The sequence below is a fragment of the Weeksella virosa DSM 16922 genome, assembly GCF_000189415.1.
Classification (GTDB): Bacteria; Bacteroidota; Bacteroidia; order Flavobacteriales; family Weeksellaceae; genus Weeksella; species Weeksella virosa.
In genome coordinates this window covers 1,459,252-1,477,752 of sequence record NC_015144.1, presented here as the reverse complement: position 1 = coordinate 1,477,752, position 18,501 = coordinate 1,459,252, and the positions used below count along the sequence as shown (strand labels likewise).

At 36.4% G+C, this 18,501-nt stretch carries 32 protein-coding genes and 1 riboswitch; of the genes, 5 read left to right on the top strand and 27 right to left on the bottom strand.

All coding sequences use genetic code 11. The features are described 5' to 3' along the window. Positions 1–7 precede the first annotated feature (7 nt). The 11 genes from rpsK to rpsH all read right to left on the bottom strand — a co-directional run bounded on the left by rpsK (position 8) and on the right by rpsH (position 5,160). Positions 8–397 (bottom strand): 30S ribosomal protein S11, encoded by a 390-nt coding sequence (gene rpsK / locus WEEVI_RS07210; RefSeq protein WP_013598492.1) that lies wholly within the window; start codon positions 395–397, stop codon positions 8–10. Positions 398–408: 11 nt separating this feature from the next. Further along, positions 409–786, bottom strand: a complete 378-nt coding sequence (gene rpsM / locus WEEVI_RS07205) for a 30S ribosomal protein S13 (protein ID WP_013598491.1) — start codon at positions 784–786, stop codon at positions 409–411. Between the two features lie 11 nt (positions 787–797). Continuing rightward, positions 798–914 carry a type B 50S ribosomal protein L36 gene (gene ykgO, locus WEEVI_RS11165; protein WP_013598490.1) on the bottom strand — a complete coding sequence of 39 codons (117 nt, stop codon included), beginning with the start codon at positions 912–914 and terminating at the stop codon, positions 798–800. Positions 915–1,008: 94 nt separating this feature from the next. Beyond that, positions 1,009–1,224 carry a translation initiation factor IF-1 gene (gene infA, locus WEEVI_RS07200; RefSeq protein WP_013598489.1) on the bottom strand — a complete coding sequence of 72 codons (216 nt, stop codon included), beginning with the start codon at positions 1,222–1,224 and terminating at the stop codon, positions 1,009–1,011. A 6-nt stretch (positions 1,225–1,230) separates the two neighbouring features. Continuing rightward, entirely contained in the window at positions 1,231–2,598 is a 1,368-nt protein-coding gene (secY, locus tag WEEVI_RS07195; protein WP_013598488.1) for a preprotein translocase subunit SecY, read from the bottom strand. Between the two features lie 10 nt (positions 2,599–2,608). Next, positions 2,609–3,067, bottom strand: coding sequence for a 50S ribosomal protein L15 (gene rplO, locus WEEVI_RS07190; RefSeq protein ID WP_013598487.1), 459 nt, complete (start codon positions 3,065–3,067; stop codon positions 2,609–2,611). 29 nt (positions 3,068–3,096) lie between these two features. Further along, positions 3,097–3,276, bottom strand: coding sequence for a 50S ribosomal protein L30 (gene rpmD, locus WEEVI_RS07185; protein ID WP_013598486.1), 180 nt, complete (start codon positions 3,274–3,276; stop codon positions 3,097–3,099). Positions 3,277–3,287: 11 nt separating this feature from the next. Beyond that, entirely contained in the window at positions 3,288–3,809 is a 522-nt protein-coding gene (rpsE, locus tag WEEVI_RS07180) for a 30S ribosomal protein S5 (protein ID WP_013598485.1), read from the bottom strand. Positions 3,810–3,827: 18 nt separating this feature from the next. Continuing rightward, entirely contained in the window at positions 3,828–4,178 is a 351-nt protein-coding gene (gene rplR, locus WEEVI_RS07175; protein ID WP_013598484.1) for a 50S ribosomal protein L18, read from the bottom strand. A 13-nt stretch (positions 4,179–4,191) separates the two neighbouring features. After that, positions 4,192–4,737, bottom strand: coding sequence for a 50S ribosomal protein L6 (rplF, locus tag WEEVI_RS07170; RefSeq protein ID WP_013598483.1), 546 nt, complete (start codon positions 4,735–4,737; stop codon positions 4,192–4,194). Between the two features lie 21 nt (positions 4,738–4,758). Further along, positions 4,759–5,160 carry a 30S ribosomal protein S8 gene (gene rpsH, locus WEEVI_RS07165; protein WP_013598482.1) on the bottom strand — a complete coding sequence of 134 codons (402 nt, stop codon included), beginning with the start codon at positions 5,158–5,160 and terminating at the stop codon, positions 4,759–4,761. A gap of 292 nt (positions 5,161–5,452) precedes the next feature. Next, a riboswitch (TPP riboswitch) is annotated at positions 5,453–5,545 on the top strand. An 82-nt stretch (positions 5,546–5,627) separates the two neighbouring features. On the opposite strand from rpsH, the gene thiM reads away from it, so the two are divergent. From thiM to WEEVI_RS07140, 5 genes are read left to right on the top strand one after another with little or no spacing between them, the layout of a single operon-like run. After that, positions 5,628–6,431 carry a hydroxyethylthiazole kinase gene (thiM, locus tag WEEVI_RS07160; RefSeq protein WP_013598481.1) on the top strand — a complete coding sequence of 268 codons (804 nt, stop codon included), beginning with the start codon at positions 5,628–5,630 and terminating at the stop codon, positions 6,429–6,431. Further along, positions 6,421–7,080: a thiamine phosphate synthase gene (thiE, locus tag WEEVI_RS07155; protein WP_013598480.1), complete on the top strand. Its 660-nt coding sequence runs from the start codon at positions 6,421–6,423 to the stop codon at positions 7,078–7,080. Before thiM ends, thiE begins: the two co-directional genes overlap by 11 nt. Further along, on the top strand, positions 7,055–7,891 hold the full coding sequence (gene thiD / locus WEEVI_RS07150) for a bifunctional hydroxymethylpyrimidine kinase/phosphomethylpyrimidine kinase (protein ID WP_013598479.1): 837 nt from the start codon (positions 7,055–7,057) through the stop codon (positions 7,889–7,891). The genes thiE and thiD overlap by 26 nt, the downstream gene beginning before the upstream one ends. Beyond that, on the top strand, positions 7,875–8,537 hold the full coding sequence (gene tenA, locus WEEVI_RS07145) for a thiaminase II (RefSeq protein WP_013598478.1): 663 nt from the start codon (positions 7,875–7,877) through the stop codon (positions 8,535–8,537). Before thiD ends, tenA begins: the two co-directional genes overlap by 17 nt. After that, entirely contained in the window at positions 8,522–9,157 is a 636-nt protein-coding gene (locus tag WEEVI_RS07140; RefSeq protein WP_013598477.1) for an HAD family hydrolase, read from the top strand. The genes tenA and WEEVI_RS07140 overlap by 16 nt, the downstream gene beginning before the upstream one ends. A 70-nt stretch (positions 9,158–9,227) precedes the next feature. On the opposite strand, the gene rpsN is transcribed toward WEEVI_RS07140, so the two are convergent. The 16 genes from rpsN to fusA form a co-directional block, all read right to left on the bottom strand. Then, positions 9,228–9,497, bottom strand: coding sequence for a 30S ribosomal protein S14 (gene rpsN / locus WEEVI_RS07135; RefSeq protein ID WP_013598476.1), 270 nt, complete (start codon positions 9,495–9,497; stop codon positions 9,228–9,230). A gap of 3 nt (positions 9,498–9,500) precedes the next feature. Then, positions 9,501–10,061, bottom strand: a complete 561-nt coding sequence (gene rplE, locus WEEVI_RS07130) for a 50S ribosomal protein L5 (protein ID WP_013598475.1) — start codon at positions 10,059–10,061, stop codon at positions 9,501–9,503. Positions 10,062–10,063: 2 nt separating this feature from the next. After that, entirely contained in the window at positions 10,064–10,378 is a 315-nt protein-coding gene (gene rplX, locus WEEVI_RS07125) for a 50S ribosomal protein L24 (protein WP_013598474.1), read from the bottom strand. Between the two features lie 13 nt (positions 10,379–10,391). Next, on the bottom strand, positions 10,392–10,760 hold the full coding sequence (gene rplN / locus WEEVI_RS07120) for a 50S ribosomal protein L14 (protein ID WP_013598473.1): 369 nt from the start codon (positions 10,758–10,760) through the stop codon (positions 10,392–10,394). Between the two features lie 11 nt (positions 10,761–10,771). Continuing rightward, positions 10,772–11,029 (bottom strand): 30S ribosomal protein S17, encoded by a 258-nt coding sequence (gene rpsQ, locus WEEVI_RS07115; protein WP_041942308.1) that lies wholly within the window; start codon positions 11,027–11,029, stop codon positions 10,772–10,774. A 15-nt stretch (positions 11,030–11,044) separates the two neighbouring features. After that, positions 11,045–11,239, bottom strand: coding sequence for a 50S ribosomal protein L29 (gene rpmC, locus WEEVI_RS07110; protein ID WP_013598471.1), 195 nt, complete (start codon positions 11,237–11,239; stop codon positions 11,045–11,047). 21 nt (positions 11,240–11,260) lie between these two features. Continuing rightward, a complete protein-coding gene (gene rplP / locus WEEVI_RS07105) occupies positions 11,261–11,680 on the bottom strand; it encodes a 50S ribosomal protein L16 (protein ID WP_013598470.1) in 420 nt (139 codons plus the stop codon). A gap of 30 nt (positions 11,681–11,710) precedes the next feature. Continuing rightward, positions 11,711–12,433 carry a 30S ribosomal protein S3 gene (rpsC, locus tag WEEVI_RS07100; RefSeq protein ID WP_013598469.1) on the bottom strand — a complete coding sequence of 241 codons (723 nt, stop codon included), beginning with the start codon at positions 12,431–12,433 and terminating at the stop codon, positions 11,711–11,713. 2 nt (positions 12,434–12,435) lie between these two features. Next, positions 12,436–12,855, bottom strand: coding sequence for a 50S ribosomal protein L22 (gene rplV / locus WEEVI_RS07095; protein WP_013598468.1), 420 nt, complete (start codon positions 12,853–12,855; stop codon positions 12,436–12,438). Between the two features lie 9 nt (positions 12,856–12,864). After that, a complete protein-coding gene (gene rpsS / locus WEEVI_RS07090) occupies positions 12,865–13,143 on the bottom strand; it encodes a 30S ribosomal protein S19 (protein WP_013598467.1) in 279 nt (92 codons plus the stop codon). Between the two features lie 3 nt (positions 13,144–13,146). Continuing rightward, the gene (gene rplB, locus WEEVI_RS07085) at positions 13,147–13,971 is read right to left on the bottom strand and encodes a 50S ribosomal protein L2 (RefSeq protein ID WP_013598466.1); all 825 of its coding nucleotides are present in this window, start codon (positions 13,969–13,971) and stop codon (positions 13,147–13,149) included. A gap of 15 nt (positions 13,972–13,986) precedes the next feature. Next, the gene (gene rplW / locus WEEVI_RS07080) at positions 13,987–14,271 is read right to left on the bottom strand and encodes a 50S ribosomal protein L23 (RefSeq protein ID WP_013598465.1); all 285 of its coding nucleotides are present in this window, start codon (positions 14,269–14,271) and stop codon (positions 13,987–13,989) included. Positions 14,272–14,278: 7 nt separating this feature from the next. Beyond that, a complete protein-coding gene (gene rplD / locus WEEVI_RS07075) occupies positions 14,279–14,908 on the bottom strand; it encodes a 50S ribosomal protein L4 (RefSeq protein ID WP_013598464.1) in 630 nt (209 codons plus the stop codon). Next, positions 14,899–15,528 carry a 50S ribosomal protein L3 gene (rplC, locus tag WEEVI_RS07070; RefSeq protein WP_013598463.1) on the bottom strand — a complete coding sequence of 210 codons (630 nt, stop codon included), beginning with the start codon at positions 15,526–15,528 and terminating at the stop codon, positions 14,899–14,901. The genes rplD and rplC overlap by 10 nt, the downstream gene beginning before the upstream one ends. Before the next feature lie 527 nt (positions 15,529–16,055). Further along, positions 16,056–16,361 carry a 30S ribosomal protein S10 gene (gene rpsJ / locus WEEVI_RS07065; RefSeq protein WP_013598462.1) on the bottom strand — a complete coding sequence of 102 codons (306 nt, stop codon included), beginning with the start codon at positions 16,359–16,361 and terminating at the stop codon, positions 16,056–16,058. Between the two features lie 11 nt (positions 16,362–16,372). Then, a complete protein-coding gene (gene fusA, locus WEEVI_RS07060; protein ID WP_013598461.1) occupies positions 16,373–18,496 on the bottom strand; it encodes an elongation factor G in 2,124 nt (707 codons plus the stop codon). Between the last annotated feature and the right edge of the window lie 5 nt (positions 18,497–18,501).

The following is an 18,501-nucleotide window of genomic DNA, read 5'->3' as shown; positions in this document are numbered from 1 at the left end:
ATAACTATTATACTCTACGTTTTTTCGGTGGACGACATCCGTTGTGTGGTAATGGAGTAACATCCACAATTTCTGAAACCTCGATCCCACCATTATGAATAGTTCTAATAGCAGACTCACGACCCTGTCCTGGTCCTTTAACGAAAACTTTCACTCTTCTTAACCCTGCTTCGTATGCAGTGGAAGTTGCATCTTGTGCTGCTACTTGTGCTGCATATGGAGTATTCTTTTTAGAACCACGGAAACCCATTTTACCCGCAGATGACCAAGAAATAACTTCACCGTTTTTATTTGTTAAAGTTATAATAACATTATTAAACGATGCTTGAATATGAGCTTGTCCCGTAGCCTCTACTACGACCTTTCTTTTCTTAACTACTTTTGTATTTTTTGCCATGATCCTATTTATTATTTAGTGGCTTTTTTCTTGTTAGCAACTGTTTTCTTTTTACCCTTTCTAGTACGAGAATTGTTTTTTGTTCTCTGTCCTCTTAATGGTAAACCTAATCTGTGACGAATTCCTCTTGTACATCCGATGTCCATTAAACGTTTGATGTTTAATTGAACTTCTGATCTCAATTCTCCTTCTACTTTGATGCCCTCGTTAATCGAGTTACGAATTGCATTGATTTCATCATCTGTCCATTCGCTAACCTTCTTGTCTTCAGAAATGTTATTTTCTGCTAAAATTCTAGAAGCGGTACTTTTGCCAACTCCGTAAATGTATGTAAGTCCGATTACCCCTCTTTTGTTTTTTGGTAAATCTACACCTGAAATTCTTGCCATAATCTAAATAATTAACCTTGTCTTTGTTTAAATTTCGGATTCTTTTTGTTGATCACATACAAACGTCCTTTTCGACGTACAATCTTACAGTCAGCGCTACGCTTTTTGATAGATGCTCTAATTTTCATTACTCTTATTTTTTTAATAGTCCAATAGAGTTAATGCTATCCACTAACTCTATTATCAGTCATTTATTATTTATTTTTAAAATTCTATTTAAAATTAGTATCGATAAGAAATACGTCCTTTTGTCAAATCATAAGGAGACATTTCTATTTTCACTTTATCTCCAGGCAACAACTTGATGTAGTGCATACGCATTTTCCCTGATATATTACAAGTTACTACGTGTCCATTTTCCAGCTCTACACGAAACATTGCATTTGATAAAGCTTCTGTTATCGTACCATCTTGTTCGATATGTTTTTGTTTTGCCATCTTTCTTTATTTTCTTGATGTTCTACCAGATGCCATCATACCATCATAATGTTGATTCAATAAATAGGTATTGATTTGTTGTACCGTATCAAGAATTACACTCACCATAATCAGAAGAGAAGTCCCTCCAAAAAACATGGCTAAACTCTGTTCTACGCCCAACAATCTTACTAGTGCTGGTAAAATAGCGACCAAAGTTAACAAAAAAGCACCAGGTAAAGTAATTTTTGACAAAATATCGTCTAAATAATTTGCTGTTTCTCGACCCGGCTTGATTCCTGGTATAATTCCACCGTTTCGTTTTAGGTCTTCTGCCATTTGATTGACTGGTATAGTAATCGCAGTATAGAAAAAAGTAAAAACGATAATGAGCAATCCAAAAATTAAGTTATACTCAAATGTAAATGGATCGGCCATCTTAACAAAAAATTGTTGAATTCTACTGTCACCATCTAGAAAATAACTAGCGATTGTTCCTGGTAAAAACATAATGGCTTGTGCAAAAATAATCGGCATTACACCTGCAGCATTCACTTTTAGAGGGATATACGAACGTACAGAATCTGTTACAGAACGTATATAACTACTGCTACCGGTTTGTGCTCGTCGTACGTATTGTACAGGTACTTTTCGTACGGCAGAAACTATCATGATACAAAAAGCTATTACCAGAATTAGACCAAGAATTTCTAGCAAGAAAAACATTCCGCCAGAGGTATCTGTTTCGAAAGAATTCATTAATGCTCTTGGTAAATCTGCTAAAATCCCTACCATAATCAAAATAGATATACCATTCCCTATTCCTTTATCGGTTATTTTTTCACCTAACCACATCGCAAATATTGTACCCGTTACCAAGATAATGATTGATGGAAACCAGAACCAAAAATTCGATGGTGGCAATAAGTAAAATGCATACCCAGAAGAAGGATCATACGGGAGGATTTGTGATGTTGTCAACGTGAGATAAGCAGGTGCTTGAACCAAACAAATCCCGATGGTTAACCAACGAGTTATCTGATTGACTTTGTTTCGTCCACTTTCTCCTTCTTTTTGTAATTTTTGTATGGAAGGTACTGCCAGTCCCATTAACTGCACCACGATGGAAGCAGAAATATAAGGCATGATTCCCAATGCGAGAATCGAGGCTCTACTAAAAGACCCTCCTGTAAAAGAATTCAACAATCCAAGGATACCCGTTTTACTGTGTGCTTGATCCTCTATAAATCGATTCACTTCATTGATATCAACCCCTGGAAGTGGTACATAAGAACCGAATCTGTATACCAATAACAAAGCAAAAGTTAATAATAACTTTTGCCTTAGTTCTTTAATATTCCAAATATTTTGTAGGGTCTGTATAAAACCTTTCATCCAAAAATATTTACTTCTCGTTAATTAATTCTGCTTTACCTCCAGCTTTTTCGATCGCTTCTTGGGCAGTTTTTGTAAACTTATCTGCTGTAATATTTAATTTGGCAGTCAACTCTCCACGACCTAAGATTTTCACTAAATCGTTTTTGTGTATCAAACCTAATTCTAACATTACTTCCCTGTTCAAGGTATCGGTAATTTTCTTTTCATCTACAAGTGCTTGGATTGTATCTAGATTGATACCTTGATACTCTACACGGTTTATATTTTTGAAACCAAATTTTGGTAAACGTCTTTGTAAAGGCATTTGTCCTCCTTCGAAACCGATTTTTTTAGAGTATCCAGAGCGCGATTTTGCTCCTTTGTGTCCGCGTCCTGCAGTAAGACCGTTTCCACTACCTTCTCCTCTACCTTTACGGAATTTATTTTTTGTTGAACCAGGTGCTGGTTTTAAATTACTTAAATTCATTTTCTAACTCTTTTAAAGATTAAAAGCGCTTAGGCCTTTTCTACTTCTACTAAATGTTGAACTTTACGGATCATTCCTTCGATCTGAGGGGTAGCGTCATGTTCAACTACTTGATTTAATTTGGTTAACCCCAAAGCTATTAAAGTTGCTTTCTGAGATTTTTCACGATTAATAGCACTACGTACTTGTTTTACTCTTACTTTGCTCATGAAATTATTTTTTATCCGTTGAACACTTGACTAACTGAAATTCCGCGTTGACGAGCTACTTCTTCTGCACTTCTCAAAGATAATAAAGCGACAAAGGTAGCTTTAACCGCATTGTGTGGGTTCGACGAACCTTTCGATTTTGATAACACATTACGCACCCCCGCAGATTCTAACACTGCACGTACAGTACCACCCGCAATTACCCCGGTACCTTCAGCTGCCGGACGGATGAAGACTTGCGCCCCACCGTAACGAGCTTCTTGCTCATGGGGAATTGTTGCACCTTGTAATGGAATACGGATTAAGTTTTTCTTAGCATCTTCGATCGCTTTTGCAATAGCAGATGCTACGTCTTTAGACTTACCTAAACCATAACCTACTACTCCATTCATATCTCCTACGACAACGATTGCCGAGAAACCAAATGCACGTCCACCTTTTGTTACTTTTGTTACACGTTGTACTCCAACTAAGCGATCTTTAAGATCTAATCCTATTGGCTTTACTCTTTCTACGTTATTGAATCCTAACATAATTTCTTTTCTTCTTTTTTAGAATTTTAATCCACCTTCTCTAGCTCCATCTGCTAAAGCTTTGATTCTACCATGATAAACGAAACCATTGCGATCAAATACAACTGCTTCTACTCCTTTTGCTTTTGCTTTCTCTGCCAAAGCTTTCCCTACTGATGCAGAAACTTCTGTTTTATTTCCTGCCGCAATTCCTTTCTCACGTGATGATGCTGATACCAAGGTAGTTCCTGTGTTATCATCAATAATTTGTGCGTAGATTTCTTTGTTTGATCGGTAAACTGATAAACGTGGTTTTTCAGCTGTACCAAAAATATTGCGACGTACGCGTCTTTTTATTTTTTGTCTTTTTTCTACTTTAGATAATGCCATTTTTTACAAGTTTTTACGCAGATTTACCTGCTTTTCTTCTTACTATTTCACCAACAAATTTGATACCTTTTCCTTTATAAGGCTCTGGTTTACGGAAAGAGCGGATTTTCGCTACTATCATCCCTAATAATTGCTTGTCGTGTGAGCTTAAAATTACAATTGGGTTTTTCCCTTTTTCAGTTACAGTCTCTACCTTCACTTCTTCCGGCATCTCCATAATGATGTTATGAGAAAATCCTAATGACATATCTAATTTTTGTCCTTGGTTAGATGCTCTATACCCAACCCCAACCAATTCTAAACTAGTTTTGAAACCTTCCGTTACTCCTACTACCATATTGTTAATAAGAGCTCGATACAATCCGTGTAACGAACGATCTTCTTTCGAATCTGACGGACGAACTACCGTCAACACTCCGTCTTCTATTTTCACATCAAATCCTTCTTTCAACTCTTGAGTCAAAGATACGTTACCGTTTTTCACTGTTACAACATTATCTTTAAACTCTACGTTAGCTGATGAAGGTAATGTAATTTGTGCGTTTCCTATTCTAGACATAATTTCTTCTGCGTTAATAGATTAATAAACAAAACATAATACTTCACCACCTACGTTTTCTCTACGTGCCTGTTTGTCTGTCATCACACCACGAGAGGTTGATATAATGGCAACACCTAAACCGTTTAAAACGCGAGGCAATTCCTTCGCTCCTGCATACTGACGCAAACCAGGAGACGAAGCTCTTTGAAGCTTTTTAATTGCTGGTTGCTTAGTTAATTTGTCATACTTCAATGCAATTTTGATTGAGTGATGACCCTTCTCATTAGTCTCGAATTTATAATTCAAGATGTAACCTTGCTCAAAAAGAATTCTTGTGATTTCTTTTTTCAAGTTCGACGCAGGAATCTCCACAACTTTGTGCCCTGCCATCATTGCATTTCTTACTCGGGTAAGAAAATCTGAAATTGGATCTGTGTACATAAATAATTCTATAGTATAGAGTTAGCCCTTCTAACTCTACTTTTAGGATTAAACTTTACTATTTAATGCTCTATGCATTTGGGTTGCAAAGATATTTATTTTTTTTTATTCTACAAAATGTGCATCAAATAATTTATTATTAATCGTTTTAATTATTAGGGATTAAAATGAAGCATAAAAACAAATCTTATATTTTCTTACACATTATAATCAATCTCAACATTAATTCTTGATGTAATCTTCTTTTTATTCTTAAAAAAAGTTGAATGTCGAAACAATTTATATAAATTTGGTTTGGCTTTAGGGGTATTCTGAAAAGAATTGAGAGAGTCCCTTTGAACCTGATACGGTTAACACCGACGTAGGGAAAAGCAATGTCTATGCAATTATTTAATATTTGCAACGCTTTATTTTCGAAGAAAATCCTCTTTAGCCATTAATTGTTTTATCTAAAAAATTATCAATTAATGGAAAATCTAATCATTGAAAATTTACATGCTGTCCGGATAAAAAATCCGCTTGTTCACAACATCACCAATTTTGTGGTGATGAACAATACTGCAAATGTTCTTTTGGCAATTGGCGCATCGCCTGTTATGGTGCATGCACATAAAGAAGTGGAAAATGTTGTCGAAATCTCAAATGCATTAGTCATCAATATCGGAACTCTTGATGATTATTGGACAGAAAGTATGCTAATTGCAGCAGAAAAAGCAAATCAACTGAATAAGCCTTGGATATTGGATCCTGTTGGAGCTGGAATCTCAACCTTCAGAAACGAACTTATAAAAGAACTGTTACGCTATCATCCTACCGTGGTAAGAGGAAATGCTTCGGAAATTTTAGCTTTAGATAGCTTCGAAACTGTCCAGGGAAAAGGAGTCGACAGTACGCATCAAAGTAATCAAGCGATAAAAGCAGCACACAATTTAAATCAAAAGTTTGGGTCTGTTGTGTGCATTTCAGGTGCTTCAGATTTTATTGTATCCAACAATCTGATTATTGAAATTAAAAATGGTCATGAATTAATGACGAAAGTTACTGGTTTAGGTTGTTCGGCAACAGCTAGTATCGGTGCTTTTATTGGTCTTAATAAAAATCCTTTCCTCGAAACGGTTAGCGGTATGGCTGTATTTAGTTTAGCAGGTGAATTGGCACAGAAAAAAAGTTATGGTCCTGGAACCTTACAAATGAATTTGTATGACACGTTATACCATATATCTGCAAAAGAAATTCGAGCAAACTTAAAAATATCGGTTCATGAAGATTAATCCAACTTTTCCTTATCCTTTGTATTTAGTTATTTCTGAAAAAGATTGTAAGTATCTTCACTGGTTAGATGTTGCAGAGCAAGCAATTATTGGTGGGGTTGACATCATTCAGCTCCGGGAAAAGAATTGCAGTGTCGGCGAGTACATTTCAAAAGCTACATTATTAAAAAATATTACGGACCACTACAATATCCCGTTGATTATTAACGATTCGTTAGAGGTTGCTACCGCTGTTGACTCTTGGGGAATACATGTCGGGCAGGCTGATATATCACCTTCTAAAATTAAGAAAAATACACAAGCTCTAAAACACATTGGTTGGTCTTTAGAAAATATCAAACAATTGGATGATGATGAAATGAAATATGTACATCATTTAGGGGTAAGTCCTATATTTTCGACTCCAACAAAAACCAATACGATTACTGAATGGGGTTTTGATGGATTAAAATTTTTAAAAACTAAAACATCAAAACCTTTGATTGCAATTGGCGGGATTAATGAAAGTAATATTGCTAAAATCATACAAGCAGGCGCAGATAGTGTTGCAATTGTTTCTGCCATTTGCGGAAGTAAAAATCCAAAAAAATCGACCCAAATTTTAAAACAAATTATTAACAATAATGAATACCATGCAAAAACCCTATAGCGTCTTAACAATTGCCGGATATGATGGAAGCGGTGGCGCTGGCATACAAGCTGATACCAAAACAATTTCTGCTCATGGATGTTATGCTACAAATGTATTGACGGCATTGCCTGTTCAAAATACAAAAGGCGTACAAAATATTTACGAAATTCCTGCACAAGCAATTCGTGAACAAATTCTATCCATATTAGAGGATATTTATCCTGATGCAATAAAAATTGGAATGGTTCATAGTGTTGAATTGGTTCATATCATTTCAGAGGAATTAAAAAATTACAATAGACCGATTGTTTATGACCCTGTCATGGTTGCGACCAGTGGACATCGATTAATCAAAGAAGAAACTCTTGAAGCTTGCATAGAAAAACTTTTCCCTTTGGCTACGCTTATTACACCAAATCTTGATGAAGCAAGTATTTTGGTAAATCATAAAATTGATTCTGCTGAATTGATGCTTGCTTATGGAGAAACGATTTTAAATTTAGGTTGTCAGAATCTTTTAATAAAAGGTGGACATCTTCAGCAAGAAAAAATTATCAGTTATTTATTTCAAAAAGAACAACCTGTACAAAGTTATACCTCTCAAAAAATAAAGACAAAAAATACGCATGGTTCAGGTTGCACACTATCTTCTGCAATTGCGTGTAATTTAGCTTTGGGATATTCACTCACACAAAGTGTACAACTAGCACAAGAATATGTTGAACAAGCAATATTAGGAAGTAAAGACCTAGCAATTGGGAAAGGAAATGGACCTCTTAATCATTTATTTAATCCACAAAAATTAAAAACGTATGACATTCACAACTAAAGCATGGGAAACCATCGAACCTATTTACAATGATATTCTAAATATGCCTTTTATAATCGAATTGCAAAATGGCTCATTACCAATAGAGAAATTTCAGTTTTACATGTTACAAGATGCAAAATATTTGGAACATTTTGGACGAGTATTAGCTGCCATTGGATCAAAATCTGAAGACAATCAACAAGCCATCGACTTTTTCGAATTCGGAAAAAACGCATTAATTGTTGAACGTGCTTTGCACGAATCCTATTTTGAGGATTTTGGATTATCGCCAAACATCATCATCGAAACACAACCTGTTTGTCACCATTATTCACATTTCTTAAAAAGTACTGTTGCATTCGAACCTATCGAAATTGCATTAGCAGCTGTTTTGCCTTGCTTTTGGATTTACAAAGAAGTTGGTGATGAAATCATCAAAAATCAAGCAAAAGAAAATAATCCATATCAAAAATGGATAGACACCTATAGTGGAAATGAATTTGGTGAAGGAGTAAGAAAAGCAAAAACTTATGTTGATAAGATTGCAGATGGAGCAACTGAAAAAATAAAAGAGCAAATGTTAGAAGCTTTTGTCAAAGCAAGCGAATTAGAATATCGGTTTTGGGATGCATCTTATAAAAACATCACATGGGAAAGAAAATAAATGCCATCTTTTTTGATTTTGATGGAGTAATCGTAGATAGTCTACAATTGTGGGAGCAGATGTTTGATGAAGTTGTTAAACTATATCATTTGGATACGAAATGTTTGGTAGAAAATGATGGGATGAATTTCACGACAAATGAAGCAATCCAATTGATGTTAGAAAATCAGCAACGCTTCACCAACGCTTTGTCCGCGGAAATAATCGAATGGACAGAAAAATTTTACATCGATAACTTTCATCAGTTATTACGATTAAATGAACATGTTGTTGAAGTATTGGAACATTTAAAAGCCAATCAAATTCAAATTATTCTTGTTTCTAATTCCTCTAAAAGACAAGTCAAGTATGCTTTTGAGCAATTAAAACTTCACTCTTATTTTGATCACACTATTTCAGCAGATGATGTTTCGAAAGGCAAACCAAATGCAGAACCTTATTTAAAAGCTTTATCATTATCCGAAAAACAAATGGAAGAAGTTTTAGTTATTGAAGATTCACTCACCGGAATTAATTCAGCAAAAGTTGCAGGTTTAAATTATAAGATTTACAACAATTCAGCCTTTTGTCTTCACCCAAATTACATAGCAGATTTTAGGGAGTTGATCAAAGATATATAAACCTCACCAAAACAAAAAAACCTTACGCATAGCATAAGGTTTTCTTTATAACTTGCTCTTTGTAATTAGATTACCAAGATGCTTTTTTCACTCCTGGGATTAACCCTTCGTTTGCCATTTCACGGAATGTAACACGAGAAATACCAAATGTTCTCATATATCCTTTAGGGCGACCTGTTATTTTACAACGGTTGTGTAAACGTACAGGCGAAGCGTTTTTAGGAATTCTTTGTAATCCTTCATAGTCACCAGCAGCTAATAAAGCTTCACGTTTTGCTGCATATTTAGCAACTAATTTTGCTCTTTTGCGCTCACGCGCTTTCATTGATTCTTTTGCCATAACTTATTTTTCTTTCGTAAATGGTAAACCAAACTTAGTTAATAAAGCTTTTGCTTCCTTATCAGTTTTTGCAGAGGTCACAAAAGTGATGTCCATCCCTTGGATTTTTTTCACTTTATCGATATTGATCTCAGGGAAAATGATTTGTTCTTTTATCCCTAAGTTATAGTTTCCTCTACCGTCGAAACCATTCGAGCTGATTCCTTGGAAATCACGTACTCGTGGTAAAGCAGCTGTTACCAAACGATCTAAGAATTCGTACATTTTCTCACCACGTAAAGTTACTTTTGCTCCGATTGGCATTCCTTTACGTAATTTGAATGCGGCCTCATCTTTTTTCGAGATGGTTCCTACAGCTTTTTGACCTGTGATAAGTTCTAATTCTTCGATTGCATAATCAACAATTTTTTTATCTGCAGTTGCAGCACCTAAACCTTGTGATAATACAATTTTCTCTAATTTCGGAACTTCCATGATCGATTTGTATCCGAACTCTTCTTTAAGAGCTCCTACAATTTCTTCTTTATATTTAACCTGCGGACGCGGTTTGTAAGTTTTACTCATCATTAAATAGCTTTACCTGTTTTTTTAGAAATTCTTGTTTTCTTTCCGTCCTCTACTTTGTAACCTACTTTTGTAGCTTTACCAGTTTCAGGATCAACTAAAGCCAATTTACAGATATATAAAGGAGCTTCTTTCTCGATTATTCCGCCTTGCGGATTTTGTGCGCTTGGCTTTACACGTTTTTTTGCGATGTTCACCCCTTCAACAATTGCTTTTGCTTTGCCTGGGAATACACGCACTACTGTACCAGTTTTCCCTTTATGAGAACCTGATAAAACAACGACGTTGTCTCCTTTTTTAATTTTTAACTTTGCCATGTTGAATGATTATTTATAATACCTCAGGGGCTAATGATACAATTTTCATATATTCTTTATCACGTAATTCACGTGCTACAGGACCAAATACACGGGTTCCGCGCATTTCACCTTGTGTGTTAAGCAATACACAAGCGTTATCATCGAAACGGATGTATGAACCGTCTTTTCTACGAACTTCTTTCTTCGTTCTAACTACAACAGCTTTAGATACAGCACCTTTCTTAACGTTTCCGTTTGGGGTGGCTTCTTTAATCGCTACAACGATTTTGTCACCAACTGATGCATAGCGTCTTTTGGTTCCGCCTAATACGCGAATGACTAACGCCTCACGAGCTCCTGTGTTATCTGCAACTTTTAATCTTGATTCTTGTTGTAACATAACTTATTTTCTTATTTAGCTCTTTCGATTATTTCTACTACTCTCCATCGTTTGTTTTTAGACAATGGACGAGTCTCCATGATGCGCACAGTGTCACCTTCGTTACAGTCGTTTGTTTCGTCGTGCGCTGTATATTTTTTGGTTTTCAAAACGAACTTTCCGTAGAAAGGGTGTTTTTGTTTCTTGGTTTCAGACACCACAACAGTTTTATCCATTTTGTTTGATGTTACTAAACCAATTCTTTCTTTTCTTAATTTTCTTTCCATCAGATACAAATTTTGTGATTACTGTTGTTTTTGTTTTTCAGTCAAAATTGTTTTTAGACGTGCAACGAGTTTACGTGCATTTCTAATTTCAATTGGGTTAGCAATTGGTGAAATTGCGTGGGTCATTTCCAATTGTTCTAGTGCTTTTTGCTCTTCGGCAATTTTAGCTTTTAAATCCTCAATACTAAGATTTCTAATCTCTTCTGTTTTCATTCTGTTCAATTTTAAAAATTATTAGATTGAGTAATCTCTTGCTACAATAAACTTCGTTTTCACAGGTAATTTTTGTGCAGCTAAGCGTAAAGCTTCTTTTGCTACATCCAATGGAACACCTCCTACCTCGAACATGATACGTCCTGGTTTTACAGGAGCTACCCAATATTCAGGTGCACCTTTTCCTTTACCCATACGTACCTCTGCAGGTTTCTTGGTTATTGGTTTATCTGGGAAAATTTTGATCCATAATTGTCCTTCACGTTTCATGTAACGTGTAGCAGCAATACGAGCCGCTTCTATCTGACGAGCAGTAATGAATGCTTCGTCTAAAGTTTTGATCCCAAAAGTTCCGTAAGCCAACTCAGCTCCTCTTTGCGAGTTACCTTTCATCTTACCTTTTTGGGTTTTTCTATATTTTACTCTTCTCGGTGATAACATAATCTACTAATTTTTTAGTTGTTCAACTAATTAACGTTTTCCTCTATTAGAACGTTCACCTCTGTGTGCTCCGCCAGAACGTTTGTTTTGTTTCTTTTGTAGTCCTACAAGTGGAGAAAGCTCACGTTTACCGTATACTTCACCTTTCATAATCCACACCTTGATCCCTAAACGACCGTATGTTGTATGTGCTTCTGAAATATGATAATCGATATCAGCACGGAAAGTTGATAATGGAATACGTCCTTCTTTATACGTTTCAGAACGTGCCATCTCAGCTCCGTTTAAACGCCCAGAAATCTGAATTTTGATTCCTTCTGCGTTCATGCGCATTGCTGATGTCATTGCCATCTTGATTGCTCGCCGGTAAGAAATACGATTTTCGATTTGTCTTGCTATGCTGTCACCTACTAAGATTGCATCCAGTTCTGGTCTTTTGATTTCGAAGATATTGATTTGCACCTCTTTACCGGTGATTTTCTTCAACTCTTCTTTTAATTTATCAACCTCTTGTCCTCCTTTACCAATAATGATACCTGGACGAGCTGTTGTTACCGTCACTGTAACCAACTTAAAAGTACGATCGATATAGATACGAGAAACTCCGGCTTTTGATAAACGAGCACGTAAGTACTTACGTACTTTTGCATCTTCTGCAATTCTATCACCATAATCATTTCCACCGTACCAGTTAGAATCCCATCCTCTGATGATTCCTAAACGATTTCCGATTGGATTAGTTTTTTGTCCCATATTTATTGATCTTCTACTTTTTGTTTATCTTCTTTAGTTCCTAATACAATAGTAACGTGGTTAGAACGTTTTCTTATTCTATGTGCTCTACCTTGTGGTGCAGTACGAATTCGTTTTAATTGACGAGCGCTGTCTACTGTAATCGTTTTCACATATAAACCAGCATCTTCAACGTCTGACCCTTCGTTTTTCACTTGCCAGTTGGCAATTGCACTCAACAATAATTTCTCTAATGAAATAGATGCATGCTGTTTAGAGTATTTAAGGATACCTAAAGCTTTCTGAATTTCTTCTCCTCTAATAATATCTGCAACTAATCGCATTTTTCTTGGAGAAGTTGGTACATTATTTAATTTCGCAAAAGCGATTTTTTTGTTCGCTTCTTTGATTGTTTGATTACTTAATCTTTTTCTAGATCCCATGGCCTTCTACTATTTTTTTCCTTTGTTTTTAGCTCCGGCATGACCTCTAAAAGTACGTGTTGGAGCGAACTCACCTAATTTATGACCAACCATATTCTCTGTTACATAAACAGGAATAAATTGTTTTCCATTGTGTACTGCAAATGTTTGACCCACAAAATCTGGAGAAATCATCGAAGCTCTTGACCAAGTTTTGATCACATTTTTACTTCCTGACTCTACGTTGGCCAATACTTTTCTTTCTAATTTATAGTGGATGAATGGTCCTTTTTTTAATGAACGTGCCATAAATTATTTTTTTCTTCTTTCAATAATATACTTGTTAGACGACTTCTTCTTATCACGAGTCTTGTATCCTTTTGCAGGAATACCGTTTCTTGAACGTGGAATACCTCCGGTAGCTCTACCTTCACCACCTCCCATTGGGTGATCCACAGGGTTCATTACCATTGCTCTCGTTCTAGAACGACGTCCTTTCCAACGCGAACGCCCCGCTTTACCTGATACTTCTAACTGGTGATCTGAGTTTGATACAACTCCGATCGTTGCACGACATTCTACCAAAATCATACGAATCTCTCCACTTGGTAACTTAACGATGGCATATTTACCATCACGCGCAACTAATTGCGCATAAGTCCCTGCACTTCTTGCCATAACTGCTCCTTGTCCTGGACGTAATTCTATGCATGATATTACGGTTCCTAAAGGAATGTTCTTTAGCTTCATTGTGTTCCCCACTTCTGGCTCTACTGAATCTCCTGAATGGATAGTTTGCCCAGCTTTTAGTCCATTTTGTGCAATCACATATCGCTTCTCACCATCGGCGTATACTAATAAAGCGATGAAAGCTGTTCTGTTGGGGTCATACTGGATAGACTCTACAGTTGCTTCTCCGTCTTTATTGCGTTTGAAGTCGATTATACGATATCTTTGTTTGTGACCACCACCAATGTTTCGCATGGTCATTTTACCAGAATGGTTACGTCCACCCGATTTAGATTTACCTTCGATTAATGTTTTCTCTGGTTTAGCACCTGGTGTTAAAACCGAAAAATCATTAACGATTCTAAAACGTTGTCCTGGGGTGATAGGTTTTAATTTTCTTACTGACATTTTTTAAATCTTAAATTATCCGAACAACTCTATTTCTTGACCTTCAGCTAACTGAACGGTCGCTTTCTTTAATTTATTTGTTTTACCAACCTGAAAACCTGTTTTGGTATAACGTGTTTTCACTTTGGGAGCAGATACCATGGTATTTACTTTTACTACGTCTACACCATAAGCTGCTTCTACAGCAGCTTTGATTTGTAATTTATTCGCATGTGTATCTACATAAAACGAATATTGCCCTAACAACTCAGTTGTATTAGTCGCTTTTTCTGAAATGACTGGTTTAATTAATATTCCCATTTTCGTTTTATTTTCTTAAGTTATCTTGAATAGTTGCCAATGAACCTTCAAAGAATACGATTTGTGATGCATTAATCATATCGTAAATATTCAGCTCTGAATTGTTAACAACTTTCGTTTTCTGTAGGTTTCGAGATGATAGGTAAACATTTTTATTTGGTTCTCCTAAAACAAATAAACTTCTTTTACCTTCTAACCCTAAACCTTTCAATACGTTGATGAATTCTTTTGTTCTTGGAGCTTCGAAACTGAAGTCTTCAATTACTTTGATTTCATTATCAGCTAATTTTTGTGACAACACTGATTTTTTAGCCAAACGTTTTTGTGCCTTATTCAATTTGAAAGAGTAGTTTCTTGGTCTTGGCCCAAAGATTCTACCTCCCCCACGAAAGACAGGAGACTTGATCGACCCTGCACGTGCAGTACCTGTTCCTTTTTGTTTTTTGATTTTACGGGTAGATCCCGCAACCTCATTACGTTCTTTCGCTTTATGTGTTCCTTGACGTTGAGCAGCTAAATATTGTTTAACTTCTAACCACACTGTGTGCGTAGATGGCTCAACTCCGAAAACCGCTTCGTCTAACGAAACTTTTCTTCCGGTTTCTTTTCCTTCTATATTTAATACTGCTACTTCCATCTTCTTACAATTACGTATGAATTTTTAGGACCTGGTACAGCACCCTTAACAATTAAAAGGTTTTGTTCCGTATCCACTTTTAATACTTCCAAATTTTGTACTGTAACTTGCTTTCCACCCATTCTTCCTGCCATACGCATACCTTTAAATACGCGAGATGGATCCGAACCAGCTCCAATAGATCCTGGCGCTCTCAAACGATTGTGCTGACCATGAGTTGCCTGACCAACACCACCAAACCCGTGACGTTTAACAACCCCTTGAAATCCTTTACCTTTTGACGTACCAGTCACACTTACATACTCACCTTCTTGGATCAAGTCAACTTTTACTTCATCCCCTAGGTTTAATGTGTCTACCCACTTGTCGCCATAAAATTCTACCAATTTACGTTTTGGCGTCGTTCCAGCTTTCTTGAAATGACCTTTCAAAGCGGCAGAGGTGTTTTTCTCTTTTGCGTCATCGAAACCAAGCTGAACAGATTTATACCCGTCCTTCTCCTCGGTTCTGACCTGTGTTACAACGCAAGGCCCTGCTTGAATGATTGTACATGGAATATTCTTCCCGTTCTCATCAAACAGACTTGTCATCGCAACTTTTTTTCCAATGATACCTGACATTTTGTTAAATAATGTTATTAAATTTTACATAAATATTCCTAGGTCAAAGGTTTGCATATTGACACCAATAAGCACTCTTCTCCCTAAAAATAGTGTGCAAATTTATGAATTTATTTGTAAACCACAAACTTATCTAGAATATTTTATTGTTTTTTATGATATTTTTTCTTTTCCCGACTTCTTATTAATCAGAATGAGTTACCTGTGAATCGAAATTAATATGAATGTTTATTTATCGAATAGGCTAAAGGTAATTTTCCTTCAACTTTCAACTACTATACTAGCTTTCTATCGATTATTTTTTAGAAAAATGTTATAACTAATAAAATAGAACATAAATATTTAATTATCGCGACAAAGGAATTTCCTAAACCTTGAATTCCATCTTACTATAAAAAGAAGCATTTTCTTTTACAAAACTCACTTGTGGCATTTTTTTTTAGAATGATTTACCATTTTTGTATTCCTGATATATAAAAAAACCTCGTTGTTAGCAACGAGGTTTTAGATTTATATTGTAGAATCTACTACACTTTAATTTCTACTTCTACACCACTTGGTAGCTCTAGTTTCATCAAAGCATCTACTGTTTTAGCAGACGATGAATAGATATCCAATACACGTTTGTGTGCAGATAGTTGAAATTGTTCACGTGCTTTTTTATTTACGTGAGGCGAACGTAGAACTGTAAAGATACGTTTGTGTGTCGGTAATGGAATTGGTCCATTCACTACAGCACCGGTAGCTTTCACAGTTTTTACGATTTTATCAGCTGATTTATCAACTAAGTTATAATCGTATGATTTTAATTTTATTCTTATTTTTTGACTCATTTCTTAAATTATTAAGCGTTACCTTTAGCTTTCTCGATTACTGCTTCAGCAATATTTGTTGGAGCCGCTGCGTAATGATCAAACTCCATTGTAGAGGTTGCACGTCCAGAAGATAATGTACGTAATGCAGTTACATAACCAAACATCTCAGAAAGTGGCACCAATGCTTTGATCACTTTCGCGTTGTTACGGTCATCCATACCCGATACTTGTCCACGTCGTCTGTTCAAGTCACCTACGATGTCTCCCATGTTTTCTTCTGGCGTTAATACTTCCAGCTTCATGATTGGTTCTAGAATTGTTGCACCTGCAGCTTTTGCAGCAGCTTTGTATCCCATTTGAGCTGCTAATTCAAACGATAATTGATCCGAGTCAACTGCGTGGTAAGAACCATCTGTAAGGGTAACTTTTAATGAATCCATCTCGAAACCAGCCAATGGTCCATTCTTCATAGCCATTTTGAATCCTTTTTCGATTGAAGGGATAAATTCTTTCGGAACGTTACCACCTTTAATCTCTGATATGAATTCTAATCCAACTTTACCTTCGTCTGCAGGTTCCATTGTAAATACAATATCCGCAAATTTACCACGTCCACCTGATTGTTTTTTGTAAACTTCACGGTGAGTTGCTGGTTTTGTAAACGCTTCTTTGTATTCTACTTGAGGTTCTCCTTGGTTAACTTCTACCTTGAACTCTCGTTTTAAACGATCGACAATGATATCTAAGTGTAATTCACCCATCCCCGAAATAACAGTTTGCCCTGAAGCTTCGTCTGTTTTCACTTGGAAAGTTGGATCTTCCTCTGCTAGTTTAGCTAAAGCCATCCCTAACTTATCGACATCTGCTTTTGTTTTAGGTTCTACAGCGATACCGATTACAGGGTCTGGGAATTTCATCGATTCTAGTACGATAGGATTCTTTTCATCACACAATGTGTCTCCTGTTTTGATATCTTTAAATCCTACTGCCGCACCAATATCTCCTGCCTCAATAAATTCGATTGGTTCTTGTTTTTGTGCGTGCATTTGGAAGATACGAGAAATACGCTCTTTGTTACCAGAGCGTGTGTTCAACACGTACGAACCTGCGTCCAAATGTCCTGAGTAAGCACGGAAGAATGCTAAACGACCTACGAATGGATCAGTAGCAATCTTAAACGCTAATGCCGAGAAAGGCTCATCCACAGAAGGTTTGCGTGTAATCGGTTCTTCTGTTCTAGGATCAACCCCTGGAATAGCTTCTTTATCTAATGGTGATGGTAAGTAGCGACAAACTGCGTCTAACATGAATTGTACTCCTTTGTTTTTGAACGATGAACCACAAGTCATTGGGATAATAGACATATCCAATGTTGCAGCACGTAGAGCGTTATGGATTTCGTCCTCTGTAATAGAAGATTCGTCTTCCATAAATTTCTCTAACAAGTCTTCATCGTAAGCAGCTACTTCCTCGATTAATTGTGCACGGTACTGTTTTACATCATCAGCCATTTCAGCTGGAATGTCTACGATATCGAACGTCATACCATGATTTTCATCATGCCATACCATCGCACGGTTTTTTATCAGGTCAACGATACCTTTAAAGTCTGCCTCATCACCAATTGGTAAAACGATTGGCACAGCATTCGACCCTAACATATCTTTTACTTGCTGACAAACACCTAAAAAGTTTGCTCCCTGACGGTCCATCTTATTTACAAACCCCATACGTGGAACTTTGTAATTATCGGCTAAACGCCAGTTGGTTTCCGATTGCGGCTCTACTCCGTCTACTGCAGAGAACAAGAACACTAATCCGTCTAACACACGAAGTGAACGGTTTACCTCAACGGTAAAATCAACGTGACCTGGAGTATCGATGATATTGAAATGATATTCTTGTGCACCAGGAAGTGGTTTACCTTGTTCTGTCGGGAACTTCCATTTACAGGTTGTTGCTGCAGAAGTAATGGTAATTCCACGCTCTGCTTCCTGCTCCATCCAGTCCATGGTAGCAGACCCTTCATGCGTTTCTCCCAACTTATGGTTTTTCCCCGTATAGAAAAGTATACGCTCTGTAGTGGTTGTTTTTCCTGCATCGATATGTGCAGCAATCCCAATATTTCTGGTATATAATAAGTTTCTTGCCATGACTG

Excerpts from the sequence above, each read along its gene's own strand:
- rpmC (WP_013598471.1), bottom strand. The coding sequence starts at position 11,239 with ATGAAAACAGAAGAGATTAGAAATCTTAGTATTGAGGATTTAAAAGCT.
- rplO (WP_013598487.1), bottom strand. The coding sequence starts at position 3,067 with ATGAATTTAAGTAATTTAAAACCAGCACCTGGTTCAACAAAAAATAAA.
- infA (WP_013598489.1), bottom strand. The coding sequence starts at position 1,224 with ATGGCAAAACAAAAACATATCGAACAAGATGGTACGATAACAGAAGCT.
- secY (WP_013598488.1), bottom strand. The coding sequence starts at position 2,598 with ATGAAAGGTTTTATACAGACCCTACAAAATATTTGGAATATTAAAGAA.
- rplR (WP_013598484.1), bottom strand. The coding sequence starts at position 4,178 with ATGGCATTATCTAAAGTAGAAAAAAGACAAAAAATAAAAAGACGCGTA.
- rplB (WP_013598466.1), bottom strand. The coding sequence starts at position 13,971 with ATGTCAGTAAGAAAATTAAAACCTATCACCCCAGGACAACGTTTTAGA.
- rpsJ (WP_013598462.1), bottom strand. The coding sequence starts at position 16,361 with ATGAGTCAAAAAATAAGAATAAAATTAAAATCATACGATTATAACTTA.
- rpmD (WP_013598486.1), bottom strand. The coding sequence starts at position 3,276 with ATGAGCAAAGTAAGAGTAAAACAAGTACGTAGTGCTATTAATCGTGAA.
- tenA (WP_013598478.1), top strand. The coding sequence starts at position 7,875 with ATGACATTCACAACTAAAGCATGGGAAACCATCGAACCTATTTACAAT.
- ykgO (WP_013598490.1), bottom strand. The coding sequence starts at position 914 with ATGAAAATTAGAGCATCTATCAAAAAGCGTAGCGCTGACTGTAAGATT.
- rplC (WP_013598463.1), bottom strand. The coding sequence starts at position 15,528 with ATGTCAGGTATCATTGGAAAAAAAGTTGCGATGACAAGTCTGTTTGAT.
- rplE (WP_013598475.1), bottom strand. The coding sequence starts at position 10,061 with ATGAGTAAAACTTACAAACCGCGTCCGCAGGTTAAATATAAAGAAGAA.
- rplW (WP_013598465.1), bottom strand. The coding sequence starts at position 14,271 with ATGGGAATATTAATTAAACCAGTCATTTCAGAAAAAGCGACTAATACA.
- rpsN (WP_013598476.1), bottom strand. The coding sequence starts at position 9,497 with ATGGCAAAAGAATCAATGAAAGCGCGTGAGCGCAAAAGAGCAAAATTA.
- thiE (WP_013598480.1), top strand. The coding sequence starts at position 6,421 with ATGAAGATTAATCCAACTTTTCCTTATCCTTTGTATTTAGTTATTTCT.
- rplX (WP_013598474.1), bottom strand. The coding sequence starts at position 10,378 with ATGGCAAAGTTAAAAATTAAAAAAGGAGACAACGTCGTTGTTTTATCA.
- rpsS (WP_013598467.1), bottom strand. The coding sequence starts at position 13,143 with ATGGCACGTTCATTAAAAAAAGGACCATTCATCCACTATAAATTAGAA.
- rpsE (WP_013598485.1), bottom strand. The coding sequence starts at position 3,809 with ATGTTAGGATTCAATAACGTAGAAAGAGTAAAGCCAATAGGATTAGAT.
- rplP (WP_013598470.1), bottom strand. The coding sequence starts at position 11,680 with ATGTTATCACCGAGAAGAGTAAAATATAGAAAAACCCAAAAAGGTAAG.
- rplN (WP_013598473.1), bottom strand. The coding sequence starts at position 10,760 with ATGTTACAACAAGAATCAAGATTAAAAGTTGCAGATAACACAGGAGCT.
- WEEVI_RS07140 (WP_013598477.1), top strand. The coding sequence starts at position 8,522 with ATGGGAAAGAAAATAAATGCCATCTTTTTTGATTTTGATGGAGTAATC.
- fusA (WP_013598461.1), bottom strand. The coding sequence starts at position 18,496 with ATGGCAAGAAACTTATTATATACCAGAAATATTGGGATTGCTGCACAT.
- rpsK (WP_013598492.1), bottom strand. The coding sequence starts at position 397 with ATGGCAAAAAATACAAAAGTAGTTAAGAAAAGAAAGGTCGTAGTAGAG.
- rplF (WP_013598483.1), bottom strand. The coding sequence starts at position 4,737 with ATGTCTAGAATAGGAAACGCACAAATTACATTACCTTCATCAGCTAAC.
- rpsM (WP_013598491.1), bottom strand. The coding sequence starts at position 786 with ATGGCAAGAATTTCAGGTGTAGATTTACCAAAAAACAAAAGAGGGGTA.
- thiD (WP_013598479.1), top strand. The coding sequence starts at position 7,055 with ATGAATACCATGCAAAAACCCTATAGCGTCTTAACAATTGCCGGATAT.
- thiM (WP_013598481.1), top strand. The coding sequence starts at position 5,628 with ATGGAAAATCTAATCATTGAAAATTTACATGCTGTCCGGATAAAAAAT.
- rplD (WP_013598464.1), bottom strand. The coding sequence starts at position 14,908 with ATGGAAGTAGCAGTATTAAATATAGAAGGAAAAGAAACCGGAAGAAAA.
- rpsH (WP_013598482.1), bottom strand. The coding sequence starts at position 5,160 with ATGTACACAGATCCAATTTCAGATTTTCTTACCCGAGTAAGAAATGCA.
- rplV (WP_013598468.1), bottom strand. The coding sequence starts at position 12,855 with ATGGGATCTAGAAAAAGATTAAGTAATCAAACAATCAAAGAAGCGAAC.
- rpsC (WP_013598469.1), bottom strand. The coding sequence starts at position 12,433 with ATGGGACAAAAAACTAATCCAATCGGAAATCGTTTAGGAATCATCAGA.